General features: G+C 77.1%; 16 protein-coding genes. 10 read left to right on the forward strand and 6 right to left on the reverse strand.

The features are described from left to right. Window positions 1-30: 30 nt before the first annotated feature. Window positions 31-1,236 (forward strand): oxygenase MpaB family protein, encoded by a 1,206-nt coding sequence (locus PHK61_RS16430; protein WP_274282077.1) that lies wholly within the window; start codon window positions 31-33, stop codon window positions 1,234-1,236. Window positions 1,237-1,275: 39 nt separating this feature from the next. Here the strand turns inward: PHK61_RS16430 and PHK61_RS16435 are convergent, their stop codons facing one another. Then, complete coding sequence (locus tag PHK61_RS16435; protein ID WP_274282078.1) at window positions 1,276-1,725, reverse strand: hypothetical protein; 450 nt, start codon at window positions 1,723-1,725, stop codon at window positions 1,276-1,278. A gap of 127 nt (window positions 1,726-1,852) precedes the next feature. On the opposite strand from PHK61_RS16435, the gene manB reads away from it, so the two are divergent. Further along, a complete protein-coding gene (manB, locus tag PHK61_RS16440) occupies window positions 1,853-2,959 on the forward strand; it encodes a mannose-1-phosphate guanylyltransferase (RefSeq protein ID WP_420791399.1) in 1,107 nt (368 codons plus the stop codon). A gap of 106 nt (window positions 2,960-3,065) precedes the next feature. Next, complete coding sequence (locus PHK61_RS16445) at window positions 3,066-3,986, forward strand: DNA-3-methyladenine glycosylase family protein (RefSeq protein ID WP_274282207.1); 921 nt, start codon at window positions 3,066-3,068, stop codon at window positions 3,984-3,986. Between the two features lie 10 nt (window positions 3,987-3,996). On the opposite strand, the gene PHK61_RS16450 is transcribed toward PHK61_RS16445, so the two are convergent. The 4 genes from PHK61_RS16450 to PHK61_RS16465 form a co-directional block, all read right to left on the reverse strand. Continuing rightward, entirely contained in the window at window positions 3,997-4,566 is a 570-nt protein-coding gene (locus PHK61_RS16450; RefSeq protein WP_274282080.1) for an NUDIX hydrolase, read from the reverse strand. Window positions 4,567-4,600: 34 nt separating this feature from the next. Continuing rightward, complete coding sequence (locus PHK61_RS16455) at window positions 4,601-5,950, reverse strand: coenzyme F420-0:L-glutamate ligase (RefSeq protein WP_274282081.1); 1,350 nt, start codon at window positions 5,948-5,950, stop codon at window positions 4,601-4,603. Then, window positions 5,943-6,896 (reverse strand): 2-phospho-L-lactate transferase, encoded by a 954-nt coding sequence (gene cofD, locus PHK61_RS16460; protein ID WP_274282082.1) that lies wholly within the window; start codon window positions 6,894-6,896, stop codon window positions 5,943-5,945. The genes PHK61_RS16455 and cofD overlap by 8 nt, the downstream gene beginning before the upstream one ends. A 127-nt stretch (window positions 6,897-7,023) precedes the next feature. Then, a complete protein-coding gene (locus PHK61_RS16465) occupies window positions 7,024-7,788 on the reverse strand; it encodes a site-2 protease family protein (RefSeq protein WP_274282083.1) in 765 nt (254 codons plus the stop codon). Window positions 7,789-8,134: 346 nt separating this feature from the next. On the opposite strand from PHK61_RS16465, the gene PHK61_RS16470 reads away from it, so the two are divergent. From PHK61_RS16470 to PHK61_RS16480, 3 genes are all read left to right on the forward strand, one after another. Beyond that, on the forward strand, window positions 8,135-8,368 hold the full coding sequence (locus PHK61_RS16470) for a WhiB family transcriptional regulator (RefSeq protein WP_133825325.1): 234 nt from the start codon (window positions 8,135-8,137) through the stop codon (window positions 8,366-8,368). 98 nt (window positions 8,369-8,466) lie between these two features. Further along, window positions 8,467-12,021, forward strand: coding sequence for a glycosyltransferase family 2 protein (locus tag PHK61_RS16475; protein ID WP_274282084.1), 3,555 nt, complete (start codon window positions 8,467-8,469; stop codon window positions 12,019-12,021). A 54-nt stretch (window positions 12,022-12,075) separates the two neighbouring features. Further along, window positions 12,076-12,468 (forward strand): VOC family protein, encoded by a 393-nt coding sequence (locus tag PHK61_RS16480; protein ID WP_274282085.1) that lies wholly within the window; start codon window positions 12,076-12,078, stop codon window positions 12,466-12,468. A gap of 4 nt (window positions 12,469-12,472) precedes the next feature. Here the strand turns inward: PHK61_RS16480 and PHK61_RS16485 are convergent, their stop codons facing one another. Further along, a complete protein-coding gene (locus PHK61_RS16485) occupies window positions 12,473-12,877 on the reverse strand; it encodes a metallopeptidase family protein (RefSeq protein WP_274282208.1) in 405 nt (134 codons plus the stop codon). 210 nt (window positions 12,878-13,087) lie between these two features. Between PHK61_RS16485 and PHK61_RS16490 the strand changes: the two genes are divergently transcribed. The 4 genes from PHK61_RS16490 to PHK61_RS16505 all read left to right on the forward strand — a co-directional run bounded on the left by PHK61_RS16490 (window position 13,088) and on the right by PHK61_RS16505 (window position 16,470). After that, window positions 13,088-13,525: a DUF3499 domain-containing protein gene (locus tag PHK61_RS16490; protein WP_420791404.1), complete on the forward strand. Its 438-nt coding sequence runs from the start codon at window positions 13,088-13,090 to the stop codon at window positions 13,523-13,525. A 155-nt stretch (window positions 13,526-13,680) separates the two neighbouring features. Beyond that, the gene (locus PHK61_RS16495) at window positions 13,681-15,063 is read left to right on the forward strand and encodes a phosphomannomutase/phosphoglucomutase (protein WP_274282209.1); all 1,383 of its coding nucleotides are present in this window, start codon (window positions 13,681-13,683) and stop codon (window positions 15,061-15,063) included. Between the two features lie 21 nt (window positions 15,064-15,084). After that, window positions 15,085-15,339, forward strand: coding sequence for a Trm112 family protein (locus PHK61_RS16500; RefSeq protein ID WP_274282087.1), 255 nt, complete (start codon window positions 15,085-15,087; stop codon window positions 15,337-15,339). 6 nt (window positions 15,340-15,345) lie between these two features. Further along, window positions 15,346-16,470, forward strand: coding sequence for an SIS domain-containing protein (locus PHK61_RS16505; protein ID WP_274282088.1), 1,125 nt, complete (start codon window positions 15,346-15,348; stop codon window positions 16,468-16,470). Window positions 16,471-16,489 lie beyond the last annotated feature (19 nt).

Below are 16,489 nucleotides of genomic sequence, written 5' to 3' on the forward strand. Positions count from 1 at the left end.
CGAGCAGGAACTCGTCTCAGCATGGACGCCATGGTGGCACGCGAGCAGGTCGAGCAGCCGCGCTATCCCGGCCGGTTCCGGGCCGCGCCCGAGCGCTCCCGACGCATCGCGCGGCCCCTGGGCCTGGTCGCCCGGGTCCGCGGCGTCGACGAGGAGCTGCTGGACCGCATCGGGACGCGGATGGTCGCGCGCGACGAGGTCGGCGCCGACCTCGCCGCGGCGATGAGCCGGCCCCGGGGTGACGCCGAGCGCGTCACCATGGCCGCGTTCCACCGCGCACTCGCCCGCGGCGAGCCGGAGGGGCACCGCCGGGCGGACACCGCGCTGGCGCGGTTCCTCGCCGCGGTCGAGGACACGCCGTCGTGGGTGGACTTCGCGCAGGTCGAGCGGGGTGGACGTGCCCTGCGACGGATGGGGCGCACGCTCGACGACGTCCTGCTCACGCTGTCGCTGATCGGCGGCTACCGCTTCGGCGGGCCCGCCGACCTGCTCGTCGCCACCGGCGGGCTGACCGGGTCGACGGCGATGCGCCGGCTCGGGGAGACGACGGAGTGGGCGCGCGCGGTGATCTCGCCGGGCGGGATGCGCCGCGACGGCGAGGGCTGGCGGCTGACCGTGCACGTGCGGGCGATGCACGCGCTGGTGAACCGGCGCTTCGAGACCAACGGGCGCTGGGACGTCGGGCACTGGGGCCTGCCGGTCAACCGGTCCGACCAGGCGGCGACCCTCGGCCTGTTCAGCAGCACCGGCCTGCTCGGGGCGCGGGCCCTGGGCTGGGTGGTCACGCCCGCCGAGTCGCGCGCGGTCATGCACCTGTGGCGCTACGTCGGCTGGCTCCTGGGCGTCGACGACGACTGGCTGTTCACCACCGAACGCGAGCAGAACCACTTCCTGCACCACGTCCTGCTCGTCCAGGACGACGTGACGCCGGCCGGCCCGGCGCTCGCGGGCGCGCTCGTCGCCGGCCAGCGCGGGGAGTGGCAGCGCCGCCACGTGCTCGGCCTGCTGCGCTGGTTCCTCGGCCGCGAGGCCCTCCGCGACCTGCAGCTGCCCGACGCGTTCCCCTGGACCGTCCCGCCGACGGTGCTGCGCAACCTCGTCCTCTCCGGCCTCGTCGCCCGCACCCGCGCCGGCCGCCGGCTCCTCGAACGCCGCGGCGACGCCTGGACGCGCGCCGAGATCGGCCGGCGCTTCGCCGGCGCCCGCCCCGGGGTGGCGGCGCTGCCGGACTCCTGACCGACCGGGCGTCCGGTCGCTGCCGTCGGTCGACGCCGCCTAGCGACCGAACAGGCGGCGCCACCAGGGACGGGCGGGCTCCTCGACCGGCGTCTCGTCGCGGTCGGCGTCACCGGTCGACGGCCCGGGTCCGCCGGGGAACGGGTTCGCCGGGAACGGCGAGGTGCCGGGGTGGGCCGTAGGCCGCGTCTCGAAGCGCACGGTGGTGGCGTCGCCGTCATCGTCGTCGGGGCCGTCCGGCGCCCGGTGGTGCCCGTTGGTCTGCCCGGGCGGCCGGCGCGGATCGCCGCGCTGCAGGCGCTGCGTGAGGTCCGGGTCCTGCCCCGGGCCCCGCCGCGAGCTCAGCGCGTGCGGCAGCACAGTGGTGCTCGACGCGTCGAAGGGCGAGACGGCCGTGTCGGGCGTGACCACGTCCTCGTCACGCTCCGTGGCCCGCTGGTGGGCGTGCGCGATGGCATCCTGGGCGCGCTCCCACGCATTCGAGGCCACCGCACCCCTCCTGCTCGTTCCCCCGACGGGCGGGACCCTGGCGGGGTCGTGCGGCCAGAGCGCCCGGAGAGGGTCCACACTATCGCCCGCGGTCACGATTCGTCATCGACGAGGGGGTTCATCAGGGATGCAGGCGGGGGACACGGCGGTGATCGATCCGGCGCGGACGGCCGCGGTCGTGCTGGTCGGGGGGCAGGGCAGCCGGTTGCGCCCGCTCACGCTCAGCACACCGAAGCCGATGCTGCCGACGGCCGGCGTGCCCTTCCTGGCGCACCTGCTGTCACGGATCGCGGCCGCCGGCATCCGCACGGTGGTGCTCGGCACCGCCTACCGCGCCGAGGTGTTCGAGGACTTCCTGGGCGACGGCGCCGCGATGGGCCTCGACCTGACCTGCCGCCCCGAGCCCGAGCCGCTCGGCACCGGCGGCGGCATCCGCTACGCCGCGGACGCGCTCGCCCCGGGGTTCGACGAGGTCGTCGTGTTCAACGGCGACATCCTCTCCGGCGTCGACGTCCGCGCGGTCGTCGGCGAGCACCGCGCCGCGGGCGCCGATGTGACCCTGCACCTCGTGCGGGTCCCCGACCCCACGGCCTTCGGCTGTGTGCCGACCGACGCCACCGGCCGCGTCACCGCGTTCCTCGAGAAGACGCTCACGCCGCCGACCGACCAGGTCAACGCCGGCTGCTACGTCTTCCGGCGCGACGTGCTCGACGCGATCCCCGCCGGGCGGCCGGTCTCGGTCGAGCGCGAGACGTTCCCGGGCCTGCTCGCGGCCGGCTCGCGGGTCCAGGGCCACGTCGAGTCGTCGTACTGGCTCGACCTCGGCACGCCCGCCTCGTTCGTGCGCGGCAGCGCCGACCTCGTGCAGGGGGCCGCGCCGACCGCCGCGCTCCCGGGCCCCGTCGGCACGGCGCTGCTGCTGCCCGGGGCGAAGGTGGCCGCGTCGGCATCGCTCACCGACGGCACGACGGTCGGCGCCGACGTGCAGATCGGCGAGGGCAGCCGGGTCTCGGGCTCGGTGCTCCTCGACGGCGCGCGGATCGGCGACGGCGTGGTCGTCGAGCGCTCGGTGATCGGGCCCGGGGCGACCATCGGCGACGACACCGTGGTCGCCGACGCCGTCGTCGGCGACGGCGCCACGATCGGCGCGTCGTGCGAGCTGCTCGCCGGCGTGCGCATCTGGCCCGGCCTCGCGATCCCCGACGGCGGTCTGAGATTCTCGGGTGGTGCCTGAGGCTCCCGCGGACGCGCAGCGATTTGGGGAGCACGCCGATAGAGGAGCCGGACGGTCGACTGCGGTCGCCGCGCCGGAGGCCGAGCGGGTCTGGCGGCCCGACTTCGTGCTCGACGTGCGGGCGCTCGTCTCCCCGCTGCGTCGCGGCAAGGGCGACCCGACGTTCCACACGGAGCTCGACGGCGCCGAGGGCGGAGACGCGGCGACGCGGAGCCCGACCGGGGGGTCCGGGGCGCTCTGGCGCGCCACGCCGACCCCCGAGGGCCCGGCGACGCTCGCCCTCTCCCGCCGCGACGGCGAGGTCCGCGCGCGGGCCTGGGGGCCGGGTGCGGCGTGGATCGTCGACGGGGTGCCCGCGCTGCTGGGCGCCGAGGACGACGACGCCGGGTTCGTCGGGCACCACCCGCTGGTCGCCGAGACCCGCCGCCGCATGCCGGGCCTGCGTCTGGGCGCCACGCGCACGGTGTGGGACCAGCTGCTGCCCGCGATCCTCGAGCAGAAGGTCACCGGCATCGAGGCGCGCCGGTCGTGGCGCGAGCTGTGCTGGCGGTTCGGCGAGGACGCGCCGGGCCCGACGCCGCGGCCGATGAAGCTGCCGCCGACCCCGCGGCGCATCCGGGAGATCCCCGACTGGGAGTGGCACAGGGCCGGCGTCGACCAGAGCCGCCGCCGCGCGATCCTCGCCTGCGCCACCGTCGCGCACCGCCTCGAGAAGGCCGCCGAGATGCGCGGCGAGGCCGGGCGGGCGCTGCTGCAGAAGGTCCCGGGCGTCGGCATCTGGACCGCCGCCGAGGTGGCGCAGCGCTCCTGGGGCGACCCGGACGCGGTCAGCGTCGGCGACTTCCACATCCCCTCGACGGTCGGCTGGGCGCTGGTGGGCCGCAAGCTCGACGACGCGGGGATGCTCGAGGTCCTCGCCTGCTACGCGCCCCAGCGCCAGCGGGCCGTGCGCTACATCGAGGCCTCGGGCTTCCGCCGCCCGCGCTTCGGCCCGCGGTTCTCGCCGAAGGACTACCGGACGTACTGAACCGCGCCGGTCAGGCGAGCGCGCGCCCGAACGCGACCTCGTCGGGCAGCTCCGCCAGCGGCCACCAGCGCAGGTCCAGCGACTCCTCGCTGATCGCCTCCACCGCGCCGGGCGGCGCGTGCGCGACGAAGCGGACGTCGAGGTGGCGGGTCGGGACCCCCAGCGAGCAGGTCAGGGCGTGCACCTCGGCGTGCACCGGCTCGGGGTCGAGCACGAGGCCCTCGATGCCGGACTCCTCGGTCGCCTCGCGCAGCGCGGCGCCGGCGAGGGTCGCGTCGTCGGGCTCGATGTGCCCGCCCAGCTGGATCCACGCGTGGACCCGCGGGTGCAGCGTCAGCAACGCCCGCTCGCCGGTGGCGTCGAGCACGAGCGTGGAGGCCGTGAGGTGACCCGGCGCGCAGGAGCGCGAGCACGCGTCGGGGCGGGCGTCGAGGTAGGACAGCAGCGCCAGCCGCACCGAGTCGATCTCGCGGGCCGCCGGGCGCCAGCGGTCGAGCACCGCGCGGGCGTCGGCGTGCGCCGCGGCGGTGGTGACGGCGGCGCGGACGCCCGCGGCGAGGGTGCGCTCGTGTGTACTCATGCGCCGGCTCCGCCTCGCTCCGTGTCGCGCGTGCTCATCCGATCTCCACCCACCGGTCGTCGACGCCCAGCTCGCCGCGCGGGGGCGGCACGGAGTCCGGGTGCCCGACCGCGACCGCGCCGAGCGGCTCCCACGTCGCCGGCAGCGCGAGCTCGGCCCGCACGACGTCCGGCGCGAAGATCGTCGAGGACACCCAGCACGACCCCAGCCCCTCGGCGGCCAGGGCCACGAGGAACCCCTGCACCGCGGCCCCGCCGGCGACGGTGAACATCGTGTGCTCGGCGGCGTTCCGCCGGTCGTCGGGGTAGGCGTGGGCGCCCTCGGGGACGAGGAACGGCAGCACGACCTCGGGGGCGGTGCGCAGCAGGTCCCCGCGCGCCACCCGGCGGGCGACCGCGTCCTCGGCGAACCCGTCGCCGCGCAGGTCGGCGCGCCAGGCGTCGGCCATCGCGTCGAGCAGCCGGGTCCGGACCGACGGCGAGGTGAGGTGCACGAACCGCACCGGGCGCGTGTGGTGCGGGGCGGGCGCGGTGAGCGCCGCGGCCCCGGCGCGCCGCAGCGCGTCGGCGTCCACGGGGTCCGGGGCGAACGCGCGCACCGAGCGCCGGGCCGGCACCGCCTCGCGCCGCCCGCGCGCCAGGGCCTCGTCGGTGCCCAGCCAGAAGAGGTCCTCCTCGACCGGGCGCACGAGGTCGGCGCCCCGCGCGGTCTCCGAGCGCAGCGCCGCCGGCAGGCCGCGCACGACGGCGACCGGCACGCCGCCGAGCTTGCCCTTGACCAGGTCGGCGGCCGCGGCGACCTCGTCGGCGACGGCGACCTCGGTGACGACCAGCTCGTTGCCCTGCGCGTCGACCGCGCCGCCGTAGGGGTGCACGACCCGGAGTCCCGCGGCGCCGATGGCGGCGTCGGTCTGGCCGGTGCGCCAGGTGCGGCCCATGGTGTCGGTGACGACCACGGCGACGTCCACCCCGAGCCGTGCGCGCAGCGCGGCGCGCAGGGCGGCCGCCGAGGCGTCCGGGTCCTCGGGCAGCAGCGCCACCTCGTCGCCGGCGACGTTCGACGCGTCGATCCCGGCGGCCGCCTGCACGATGCCCAGCGCGTTGGCGACGATCTTGGTGCGGCCCTTGGTGGCCAGCAGCCGGACGGTCTCCCGGTCGACGAGCGCGCGCCGGGCGGTGTCGCGCGCCTCGGGGTCGGCGGGCACGCGCACGAGGCGGCCCTCGACCTTCGAGAGCACCTTCGAGGTGACGACGAGGACGTCGCCGTCGGCGAGCGTCCCGTCCAGCGCCGCGGCCAGCGCCGCGGCGAGGTCGTCGCCGGGGCGGAACTCGGGCAGCCCGGTGACACCCCAGAGGGTCAGGCCGCCCGCGGCGTGATCAGACACCCGCGACCTCGTACGCCGCGCGCACCATCGCCGCCGTGGTGTCCGGGTCGGTCATCATCAGCGGCACCTCGCGGACCTCGACGCCCGGGACCTCGGCGCCGTCGCCGGGGGCGACGAGCCAGCCGTCGAGCAGCCCGCCGGTGCGGCGCGAGCCGTACCAGCGCCCGACGCCCTCGGCGCTGACCGGGACGTCGACGGCGGCGAGGCACGCCTCGGCCATGCCGCGCACCGCGTGCCCCTCGACGATGGGCGACACCCCGACCACGCTGCCCGGCGCCGCGGTCAGGGCCGGGCGCATGCCGGGGACGTCGACGATGGTGTTGACGCTGACCACGGGGTTGGACGGCGCGACGAGCACGACGTCGGCCGCGGCGACCGCGGCGAGCGCGTCCGGGCAGGCGGTGGCCTGGTCGCGGCCCACCGAGGCGAACGAGTGAGCCGGCAGCGCGGCGCGGTGGCGCACCCACCACTCCTGGAAGTGGATCGCGCGGCGCGCGCCGTCCGCGGGGTCGTCGACGACGACGTGGGTCTCGATGCGGTCGTCGCTCGCCGGGATCAGCTCGACCCCGGGCTGCCAGCGGTCGCACAGCGCGGCCGTGACCTGCGAGAGCGGGAAGCCGGCGCGCAGCATCCGCGTGCGCACGAGGTGGGTCGCGACGTCACGGTCGCCCAGGCCGAACCAGGTCGGGTCGGCGCCGTAGGCCTCGAGCTCCTCGCGGACCGACCACGTCTCCTTCGCCCGCCCCCAGCCCTTCTCGGTGTCGATGCCCGCGCCGAGCGTGTACATGCAGGTGTCGAGATCGGGACACACCCGCAGCCCGTGCAGCCAGATGTCGTCGCCGACGTTGACCACCGCGCGGATGGTGTCGCCCGGGCCCGCGGCGGCCTTGACGCCCTGCAGGAAGCGGGCGCCCCCGACGCCCCCGACCAGAACGGTGACCTGCACCGGGTGCTCCTCTCCCCGCTCCTGGGACTGCTTCCCCACCCATCGTGCTCCCCGGCCCCGACATCGGCGCCCGGCGGGTCGGCCCGATGGTCGACGCCGTTGCTCCGTCTCAGCGCAACAATGAGTCTCAGCGCAACAATGAGATGAACTGGTCCTGCCCCACCGCGGCGAGCAGCGAGTCGCCGCCGACGAGGGTGAACAGGGCGTCGGCGACGAGGAACAGGACCGCCGAGGCGCCGGGCACCAGGAAGAGCAGCAGGATGATCGCGAGCGGGGCGTAGGGCGCGATCCGCGCCGCGCCGGCCCGCGTGCCGTAGGGCAGGTAGGGGTCGATGACGCCCCAGCCGTCGAGGCCCGGCACCGGCAGCAGGTTCAGCACGAACGTCAGCACCTGGATCAGACCGAGGAACGCGAGCGCGGCGGCGAGCGGCAGCGGCGGCGAGGTGAGCGCCAGCGCGAGCGCGATCACGCCGGCGAGCACCAGATTGGCGATCGGCCCCGCGATCGACACCGCGCTCATCGCCGGGCGCGACCGCAGCGCCGAGCGCTGGATCCACACCGCGCCACCGGGCAGCGGGATGCCGCCGAGCACGAGGAAGAGCAGCGGCAGCACCAGCGTCAGCCCGATGTTCGCGTAGCGGCGGATGTCGAGGGTGAGGTAGCCCAGGCCCCGGACCGAGTGGTCGCCGCAGCGGTCGGCGGTCAGGGCGTGGGAGAACTCGTGCAGGCACAGCGACACGGCCCACCCGGCGAGCACCAGCAGGACGGTGCCGCCGACGATCGCGCCCTCGGCGGGCAGCAGTGTCAGCGCACCCCCGGCGGCGGTGAGGGCCACGAGGACCAGGAAGATGGGGCTGACCGGCGATCGCAGCCGGGACACGCGGGGAGCCACACGACCAGTGTCCCCGACGCGATGGGGCCGGACGGAGCAGCCGGGTAGCGAACCTGTTGTGTATTGCTACGGATAGCGCATGACGTTCACCGCACGTGACGACCGGTCGTCGCGACATGCGGCCACACGGGGCCCCCGGCTTGACCCGGATGGAACGACACCGGTGTAATTCCTACGCGATGACACGTCGGTGCGGGGCCGACGCCTCGTCCGCTCAGCGGGGGGCCGGGGGAGTCGAGGCGAGGGAGGCGTCGTGAACGGTGCGGAGAGCGGGTCGGTGGTGCTGGGTAGCGAGGGATTTGGGCCGCCGAAGGCGGGGCTGAGGGACGTGCTGTCCGAGCTCGCCATGGTGACCGAGGACGAGCAGGAGTGGCAGGAGCGCGCGCTGTGCGCGCAGACCGACCCGGAGGCGTTCTTCCCCGAGAAGGGCGGCAGCACCCGGGAGGCCAAGCAGATCTGCAACAGCTGCGAGGTGCGGGGCGAGTGCCTCGAGTACGCCCTCGGGCACGACGAGCGCTTCGGTATCTGGGGCGGGCTGTCGGAGCGCGAGCGGCGGCGTCTGAAGCGCCGCGCCGTCTGACACCCGGGCCGGGTCCCCACCGGGGCGGGTCCTAGTCTCGGACGCCGACCGCAGCGTGGGCGCCCTCGGACGGTGGCCCGAGGGGAAGGACGGCGCCCGTGGCTCGACCCTCTCCGACGGTCTCGTCGCGCGCGGCGCCGGTGCTCGCCGTCCTCGTCTGCCACGACGGTGAGGCCTGGCTGCCCGGCACGCTGGACGCGCTCGCCCACCTGACCCGTCGCCCGCGCTGGGTGATCGCGGTCGACACCGGCTCCGCCGACGGCACCGCGGGGATCCTGGCGTCGAGCAACCAGGTCGACGTCGTGCTGCGCATGCCGCGCGACACGGGCTTCGCCGAGGCCGTGCACACCGCCGTCGACGACGCCGACCGCCGCTGGGGACGCACGGAGCCGCGGGGCTCGGGCGACTGGCTCTGGGTCCTCCACGACGACGCGGCCCCCGCCCCGAACTGCCTCGAGGTCCTGCTCTCGGTCGCCGAGACGTCCCCGTCCGCCGCGGTGCTCGGCCCGCTGTGCCTCGACTGGGACGACCCCCGGCTCGTCGTCGAGGCGGGCGTCTCGATCGACGCCTCCGGCTCCCGGCAGACCGGGATCGCCGCCGACGAGCTCGACCTGGGCCAGTTCGCCACCAACTCCGAGGTGCTGGCGGTCGGGTCGGCCGGATCGCTCGTGCGCCGCCGCGAGTGGGACTCCCTCGGCGGCTACGACACCGCGCTCGGCCTGCTGCGCGAGGACGTCGACTACGGCTGGCGCGTCAACCGCGCCGGCGGCCTCGTCCTCTGCGCGCCCTCGGCCCGGCTGCGCCACGCCCGCGGCCTGACGACCCGGGCCCGGACGCTCGACACCGCCGGCGTCGACCCGCGCCACCGCGCCACCGACCGCGCCCACGGCGTGCGGACGTTCCTGGCGAACTGCTCGAGCCCCGCGTTCGTGCTCGGCCTGCTCCGGCTGCCGGTGCTCGCCGTGCTGCGCGCGCTCGGGTTCCTGCTGGTCCGCCGCACCCGGGCGGCCGGCGCGGAGCTCGCGGGCCTGTCCCGCGTGCTGGGCTCGGGGCCGGGGCTGGCGGACCTCGCCGACGCGCGCCGGCGGCGCGGCACCGGCGCCACCGCCCTGCCCCGCGAGCTGCGGGGCCTGTTGACCAGCCGCACCACCCGGCTGCGCAACGCCGTGCGCGGCGGCCTGACGTCGCTGGTGCGGGGGCGCCTGCGCGAGGAGCTCGACCTCGGCCGCGTGCCCGAGTGGGCCGAGCAGGGCGCGCGGTCGGGCGAGGCCGAGGAGGCCGCGGAGCGCCGCCCGGCGGTCGGTCCCGAGGCCCTGCCTGCCGGCGCGGCCCTGCGCCGCCGGCGCACGGCCGGTCTGCGCCGCCCCGGCGAGGCCCTGGCGGTCGCGCTCCCCGGCCCGCGGGCGCCACGGGATGGGTCGAGCTCCGCTCCGCTTCGTCTCCCCGCGGACGCGGAGCCGCCGACCGAGGCCGTCGCGCCGATCCGCCCGAGCGACCCCCGGCCCGCGCCCGAGGGTGAGCGCGTCGTCTACGTCCCCGTCACCCCGGGCCGGGTGGCCCGCGAGCTGCTGCTCGCCCCGCCGCTGCTGCTGGTCGTCGGCCTGACGCTGGTCTCGGTCCTCACCCAGCGCGCCCGCCTCGGGCTCGGCCTGGCCGGTGGCCGCATCGCCGAGGTCCCGGGGCTGCGCGAGCTCTGGTCGTCCTACCTCGCGGGCTGGCACCCGATCGCGGGCGGCACCGGCGCGCCCGCCCCCGCCGCGCTCGCCGTCGTCGGGACCCTCGGCGGCCCCGTCGCCCCGCTGGGCGGCCCGCCGGCGGCCGTGTCGATCCTGCTGATCGCGGCGCTGCCGCTCGCCGGGCTCTCGGCGTACCTGGCGACGCGCGACCTGCGCGTGGGCCGGGTGCTGCGCGCCCTGGCGGCCGCGGTCTACGCACTGCTCGGGATCACCGCGGGCGCGGTGGCCCAGGGCCGCCTCGACGGCGTGGTCGCCGCGGTCCTGCTGCCGCTGGTGCTCGCCGGCGTGGTGTCGGTGCTGCGCGGCGTGCGCGTCAGCGGCCGGCGCGGGTCGTGGTGGAGCACGGCCGCGGGCACCGCGCTCGCGCTCGGCGTGGTCAGCGCGTTCGCCCCGCTGGTGCACGCGCTGGTGCTCGTCGTCGTGGTGATCGGGTTCGTGCTCGTGCCCGCGCCGCCGCGGGCGGCCGGTCGGCGCGCCATGTCGCTCGCCGTGATCGTCCTGCTGCCCGTGCTGCTTCTCCTGCCCTGGCCGACCGTGCTGCTCGCCGCGCCCGAGGTGCTCCTGCACGGCACCGGGTCGCCGGTGCCCGAGCGGTTCGTGGGTGACCTCGACGTCCTCTCACTGGACCCCGGCGGCGACGCGACCGTGCCCTGGGCGGGACTGCTGCTCGTGGTGCTGGCGGTCGGCGTGGCGCTGGTCGCGCCGCGGCGGGCCGCGGTCCCGGGGCTCGCCCTGCTGCTGCTCGGCATCGTCGCCGCGGGCGTCGTCGGGTCGTTCGCGCTGCCCCCACTCGCCGGCGGCGACGCCCGGCCCGGCTGGACCGGCCCGGCGCTCGCCCTCGCCGCGTGCGGGGCGCTGTGGAGCCTGCTCGCGCAGGTCGCGGCCGCGCGCACCGAGCCCCTCGGCCGGCTGCTCGGCCGCCGCGAGCCGGTCGACCGCGGCCCCGCCCGGCGCGGCGAGTCCGAGCTGGACCTCGGCGGCGCCGGCGTCGGCGGGCGGCTCGCCGGGGCGATGGAGGGCCTGGCCGGGCGCCTGCGCCCGCGCAGCCGGGCCGGCGTCGACCGCACCGCCCGGGCGCGCAGCGTCGCCGTCCCCGTGGTGGCGACGGCGGTCGCCGCGCTCGCCGTGGTCACCGTGCTGCGCGGGGGCTCCGGCGCGCTCGCCGACACCGCCGCGCCCACCCTCGCACCGCAGGCGGCGGGCGAGCTCGCGGCCGCGGGCGCGCGGGTCGTCGTCGTGACCCGCGACCCGGACACCACCCGCCGCGCCGGGCCCGAGCTGCCGCGCTACGGCGACGACGACCTCGCCCCGGTCGCCGCGGCCCCCGCGCGCCTGCAGCGCGACGTGCAGGCCCTGCTCTCCGGCGATCCGGCCACCGCCCAGGCGGGTGTCGCCGAACTGGCCACCGGCGGCACCGGGCTGATCGTGTTGCCCGACGCGGCGACCGCGCGCTCGGTGCGCGCCGCCGCCGGGCCGCTGCTCACCGACGCCCCGCCGGTGTCCGACGGCCGCCCGACGGCCCGGGTGGCGCTGCCCGTGGCCGGCGCGGTGCTGCTCGAGCCGCCGATCTCCGACGACGCGACCGAGGCCCGCGCGGCTCCGCGGCGACCCGCCGGGCTGACGACGGTGCCCTCGGACCTGCCCACCGTCGCGGTGCGCGTGTCGCCGGGCGCCGACCGCCGCCTGCTCGTGGTCGCCGCGGAGCTGGAGTCGGGGTGGTCGGCGAGCGTCGGCGGCGCGCCCGCCGAGGTCGTGCCCGCCTGGGGCCACCTCGTCGGCGTCTCCGTGCCGCCGGGTGGCGGGCCGGTCGTCGTGGACCGCGACGAGACCGTGCGGCTCCTGCTCCTCCTGCTGCAGCTGGCGCTCGTCCTGTTCACGGCCCTGTCGGCGCTGCCGTCGAGGAAACGGCTCGACTAGCGGCCCGCCTGTCGGGCGGCCCCGGTGTCGGGGGGCGGTCCTACGCTCCGCGGCATGTTCGACCACGTCGGCTTCCCCTGTGGTGACGTCGAGACCTCCGTCGCCTTCTACACCGCGGTGTTCGCGCCCCTCGGCTTCGAGGTCGGCCTGCGCATCCCCACCGGTCCGCCCGGAGCGCCCGAGGTCGTCGGCCTGCGCTCCGGCGGCGGCGCGCACGCGGACTTCTGGCTCGCGCCCGGCCACGGCGTCGAGCAGGAGCTGCACCTCGCGTTCGCCGCGCCCGACCGGGCGGCGGTCGACGCCGTGCACGAGGCGGCCCTGGCGCACGGGGCCGAGGTGCTGCACGCGCCGCGGATCTTCCCCGAGTACCACCCCGGCTATTACGCGGTGTTCCTCCGCGACCCCGACGGCCACAACGTCGAGGCCGTCCACCACAGCTGGGAGTAGCCGGCTACTCCTCGCCCGCGATCGTGTCGGGCTCGACGCCCAGGTAGCCCGCCACCTGCTCGACGAGCACGTCGTGGAGCAGGTCGGCGAGGTCCTCGCCGTCGAGCGCGCGCGCCTCGAGCGGGCGGCGGTAGAGCACGATGCGCGCGCGGGTCACGGCGCCGCGCCGGTCCATGCCGGCGGGCACCAGGCGCGCGAGCGGCACCTCGCCGTCGCCGAGCACGGCCTCGTCGTCCACCGGGGAGCGCGTGCCCGCGGGCACCTCCGGCACGTCGTCGACGGCCACGTCGAGGTCGGCGAGCTCGGTGCTCCAGCGCTCCTCGATCGGCTCGAGGGCCTCGAGCACCAGGGCGTCGAAGCGTTCGGCGCGCGTGCGGGACGCGGGGGAGCCCGACGGGTAGAGCGGCATCCGCAGGCCGCGCCCGCGCCGGTCGCGGCGCCGCCGTCGCGGCCCGGGCGCCGGCGTGCTGCTCCGGCGGCTCGCGCTCCTGGTCACGCCCGCGGAGCCTACGCGGGGCGGTCCCGGCACGCTGCGACGTGCCCGGACGAGCCCGACGCGCCCCGCGCGCCTGCGCGATCAGGGCCGTTCGGCGGACTACTGTCCTGCTTCGTGCGAGGAGTGCGGAAGTGCTCACGGACCGGGTGTGGTCACGCGGCCGTGGCCACCCTGACCTATGTCTACTCGGACTCGACCGCCGTGGTCGGTCCGCTGGCGACGAGCGCCGAGCCGCACTCCTACGACCTCTGTGAACGCCACGCCGTCCGCCTCACCGCCCCGCGCGGGTGGGAGGTCGTGCGCTACGAGGGCGAGTTCCCGGCGGAGCCCTCCGCCGACGACCTCACCGCCCTCGCCGAGGCCGTCCGCGAGGCCGGCCGGGCCGACCGCCCGCTCGACGGCGCCGACGGGCGACCGCGGGTCACGGCCGGGACGGGCGTCGGCGGGGCGCTGCCGCCGGCCCCGCTGCCGGGGATGGCGAGCGGTCTCGGCGGGGTCGCGAGCACGCCGACGGGCCGTCGCGGCCACCTCCGGGTGCTGCCCGACCCCGCCTCCTCCTGACCGTTCCCGGCGATCACCGAACGGTCGTGGACCACCGTTCACCCATCGGCGGACGTGCCCGCCCGGCGGGCGCAGCGGGTCGGTCGCGCGGATAGGCTGGTCACGTGGCCAGTGCGCAGCAGGGGACGCAACAAGCGGCACCGGACCGGGCCCAGGTGATCGACCAGGTCGTCAAGGCCTACGACATCCGCGGCCTGGTGGGCAGCCAGCTCGACGCGACCTTCGTGCGCGACGTGGGGGCGGCCTTCGCGCGCGTGCTGCTCGACGAGGAGTCGGGTCTCGGCGGCGGCCGGGGCGTCGTGGTCGCCCACGACATGCGCGAGTCGTCGCCCGAGCTCTCCGAGGCGTTCGCCGAGGGCGTCACCGCGCTCGGCGTCGACGTCGTCGCCATCGGCCTCGCCGGCACCGACGAGCTCTACTACGCCTCGGGCGCGCTCGACATGCCCGGCGCGATGTTCACCGCGAGCCACAACCCGGCGAGCTACAACGGCATCAAGCTCTGCCGGGCGGGCGCCGCCCCGGTCGGCCAGGACTCGGGTCTCGACGAGATCGCCGCGCTGCTCGACCGCGGGCCCGGCGAGGTCACCGCGGACGTCTCCGGCGAGCGGGGCACGGTCAGCCACCGCGACCTCCTCGACGACTACGCGGCCTTCCTGCGCTCGCTGGTCGACCTCTCGGGCATCCGCCCGCTGTCGATCGTCGTCGACGCGGGCAACGGCATGGCCGGGCACACGGTGCCCGCCGTGCTCGACCCGCTCCCGATCGAGGTCTACCCCCTGTACTTCGAGCTCGACGGCTCGTTCCCCAACCACGAGGCCAACCCGCTCGACCCGGACAACCTGCGCGACCTGCAGCGCGAGGTGACCACGCTCGGGCGCATCGACGCCGGGCTCGCGTTCGACGGCGACGCCGACCGGGTGTTCCTCGTCGACGAGAAGGGCGACGCGGTCAGCCCCAGCGCCATCACCGCGCTCGTCGCGACCCGCGAGCTGGGCAAGCACCCCGGCTCCACGGTGATCCACAACCTGATCACCTCGCGCGCCGTCCCCGAGATCGTCGCCGAGGCCGGGGGCACGCCGGTGCGCTCGCGCGTCGGGCACTCGTTCATCAAGGGCACGATGGCCGAGACCGGCGCGGTGTTCGGGGGCGAGCACTCGGCGCACTACTACTTCCGCGACTTCTGGCGCGCCGACTCCGGCATGCTCGCCGCCCTCCACGTCCTCGCCGCCCTCGGCGAGCAGGACCGGCCGCTCTCGGAGCTCATGGCGCAGTACTCCCGCTACGCCGCGTCGGGCGAGATCAACTCGACGGTCGACGACCCGCGCGCGGTGATGGCCGAGGTGGAGCAGACCTTCGGGGACCGCGACGGCGTCACCACCGACGATCTCGACGGCCTGACGGTCACCCTGCCCGACGGCTCCTGGTTCAACCTGCGCCCGTCCAACACCGAGCCGCTGCTGCGGCTCAACGTCGAGGCCGCCGACGACGACGCCGTGGCCGCGCTGCGCGACGAGGTCCTCGGCCTCGTCCGCGGCTGACCCGATCGAGGAGGAGACCCCATGCCGCTCGGTCTGGACCCCGACCTGCTGGAGATCCTGGCGTGCCCCGCGCCCGACCACGGCGCGCTGCGCCCGGGCACGCCCGAGGACGCGGAGGCCGCCATGAGCCCCGTGCTGACCTGCACCGTCTGCGACCGGCGCTACCCGGTCACCGACGGCATCCCGGTGCTCCTGCTGTCCGAGGCGACCGGGGGCCCCGAGCAATCATCCGGGACGCGCAGCGCAGCGGAGCCGGACCCGTCGTCGCAGGGGTGAGTCGCGATGCTCGACGACGCCCTGCTCTCCGACGAGTCACGCCTGCTGGCCGCCGACCACGCCGGCATCCTGCGCGCGGTCGCGACCGCAGGCGCCCAGGTCCGGGCGACCGCGGAGGCCGCCCGTGAGGGCGGCGTGGCCCGCGAGCTCGCGGGCCTGCGGCCCCGCGCGCTGGTGCTCCTGACCCGGCCCGGCACCACCGAGTCCGCCTGCCGGCTCATGGCCGCGCTCCTCACGCCGACCGCGCCGCTCCCGGTGATCGTCAGCGGGGTGGCGCCGCCCTGGCTCGGCCCGCTCGACGTGGTCGTCGCGACCCACCGCGGGCGCGAGGGCGACCCGGTCGAGGCCGACGTCGCCGAGTCGGTGCACCGCGCGGTCCGCCGGGGCGCCCACGTCGTGCTCACCGGCCCCGCGGAGGGTCCGGCGGCCGCGGCCGGGGCCGGGCGCGCCCTCGCGGTGACGCCGCGGATGACGCTCGCGGTCCCCGGCGAGGACGCCGACGGGCTCGACACCGCCACCGTGCTCGCGACCGGCCTGGCCGTGGCCGGCGCGCTGGAGCTCCTCGACCTGGACCTCGGCGACCTCGCCGACCGCCTCGACGCCGAGGCCGAGCGCGACGGCCCGCGCGGCGAGGCGTTCGTCAACCCCGCCAAGAGCCTCGCGCTGCGGGTCGCCGAGCGGACCCCGCTGCTGTGGGGCGCCGACCCGATCGCGGGCCTGCTCGCGGGGTACGGCGCGACCGTGCTGGCCACCCACGCGGGGGTGGTCGCGCAGGCCACGACCGCGGCCGCGGCGGGCGCCCAGCCGGCGCTGCTGGCCCGGCTGGTCGAGAGCACGGGGGAGGCGTCGATCTTCGCCGACCCCTTCGACGACCCGGCCCCGGCGGCGCCGCCGCCCCGGCTGGTGCTCCTGGCGGTGCGTGAGGACCTCGCGACCCGCCGTCTCGTCGGCGACGTCGGTGCCCGCCACCCGGGCGCGGACGTCCTGGAGATCGACGACGTCGAGCTGGCGGGGGAGGGGCCGTCGCGGGACGCACTGCGCGCCGCCGTGCTGGCCACCCGGCTCGACTTCACCGCGGTCTACCTCGGCCTGGCCCTCGGGGCCCGCGCCTCCGGGGTCCGGACCGCCTGACACCACAGAGGGGCACCGA

This window comes from Actinomycetospora lutea (assembly GCF_028737205.1).
GTDB lineage: Bacteria > Actinomycetota > Actinomycetes > Mycobacteriales > Pseudonocardiaceae > Actinomycetospora > Actinomycetospora lutea.

Excerpts from the sequence above, each read along its gene's own strand:
- manB (WP_420791399.1), top strand. The coding sequence starts at position 1,853 with ATGCAGGCGGGGGACACGGCGGTGATCGATCCGGCGCGGACGGCCGCG.
- PHK61_RS16485 (WP_274282208.1), bottom strand. The coding sequence starts at position 12,877 with ATGCCGCTCTACCCGTCGGGCTCCCCCGCGTCCCGCACGCGCGCCGAA.
- PHK61_RS16500 (WP_274282087.1), top strand. The coding sequence starts at position 15,085 with ATGCCGCTCGGTCTGGACCCCGACCTGCTGGAGATCCTGGCGTGCCCC.
- PHK61_RS16450 (WP_274282080.1), bottom strand. The coding sequence starts at position 4,566 with ATGAGTACACACGAGCGCACCCTCGCCGCGGGCGTCCGCGCCGCCGTC.
- PHK61_RS16470 (WP_133825325.1), top strand. The coding sequence starts at position 8,135 with ATGGTGACCGAGGACGAGCAGGAGTGGCAGGAGCGCGCGCTGTGCGCG.
- PHK61_RS16505 (WP_274282088.1), top strand. The coding sequence starts at position 15,346 with ATGCTCGACGACGCCCTGCTCTCCGACGAGTCACGCCTGCTGGCCGCC.
- PHK61_RS16430 (WP_274282077.1), top strand. The coding sequence starts at position 31 with ATGGTGGCACGCGAGCAGGTCGAGCAGCCGCGCTATCCCGGCCGGTTC.
- PHK61_RS16480 (WP_274282085.1), top strand. The coding sequence starts at position 12,076 with ATGTTCGACCACGTCGGCTTCCCCTGTGGTGACGTCGAGACCTCCGTC.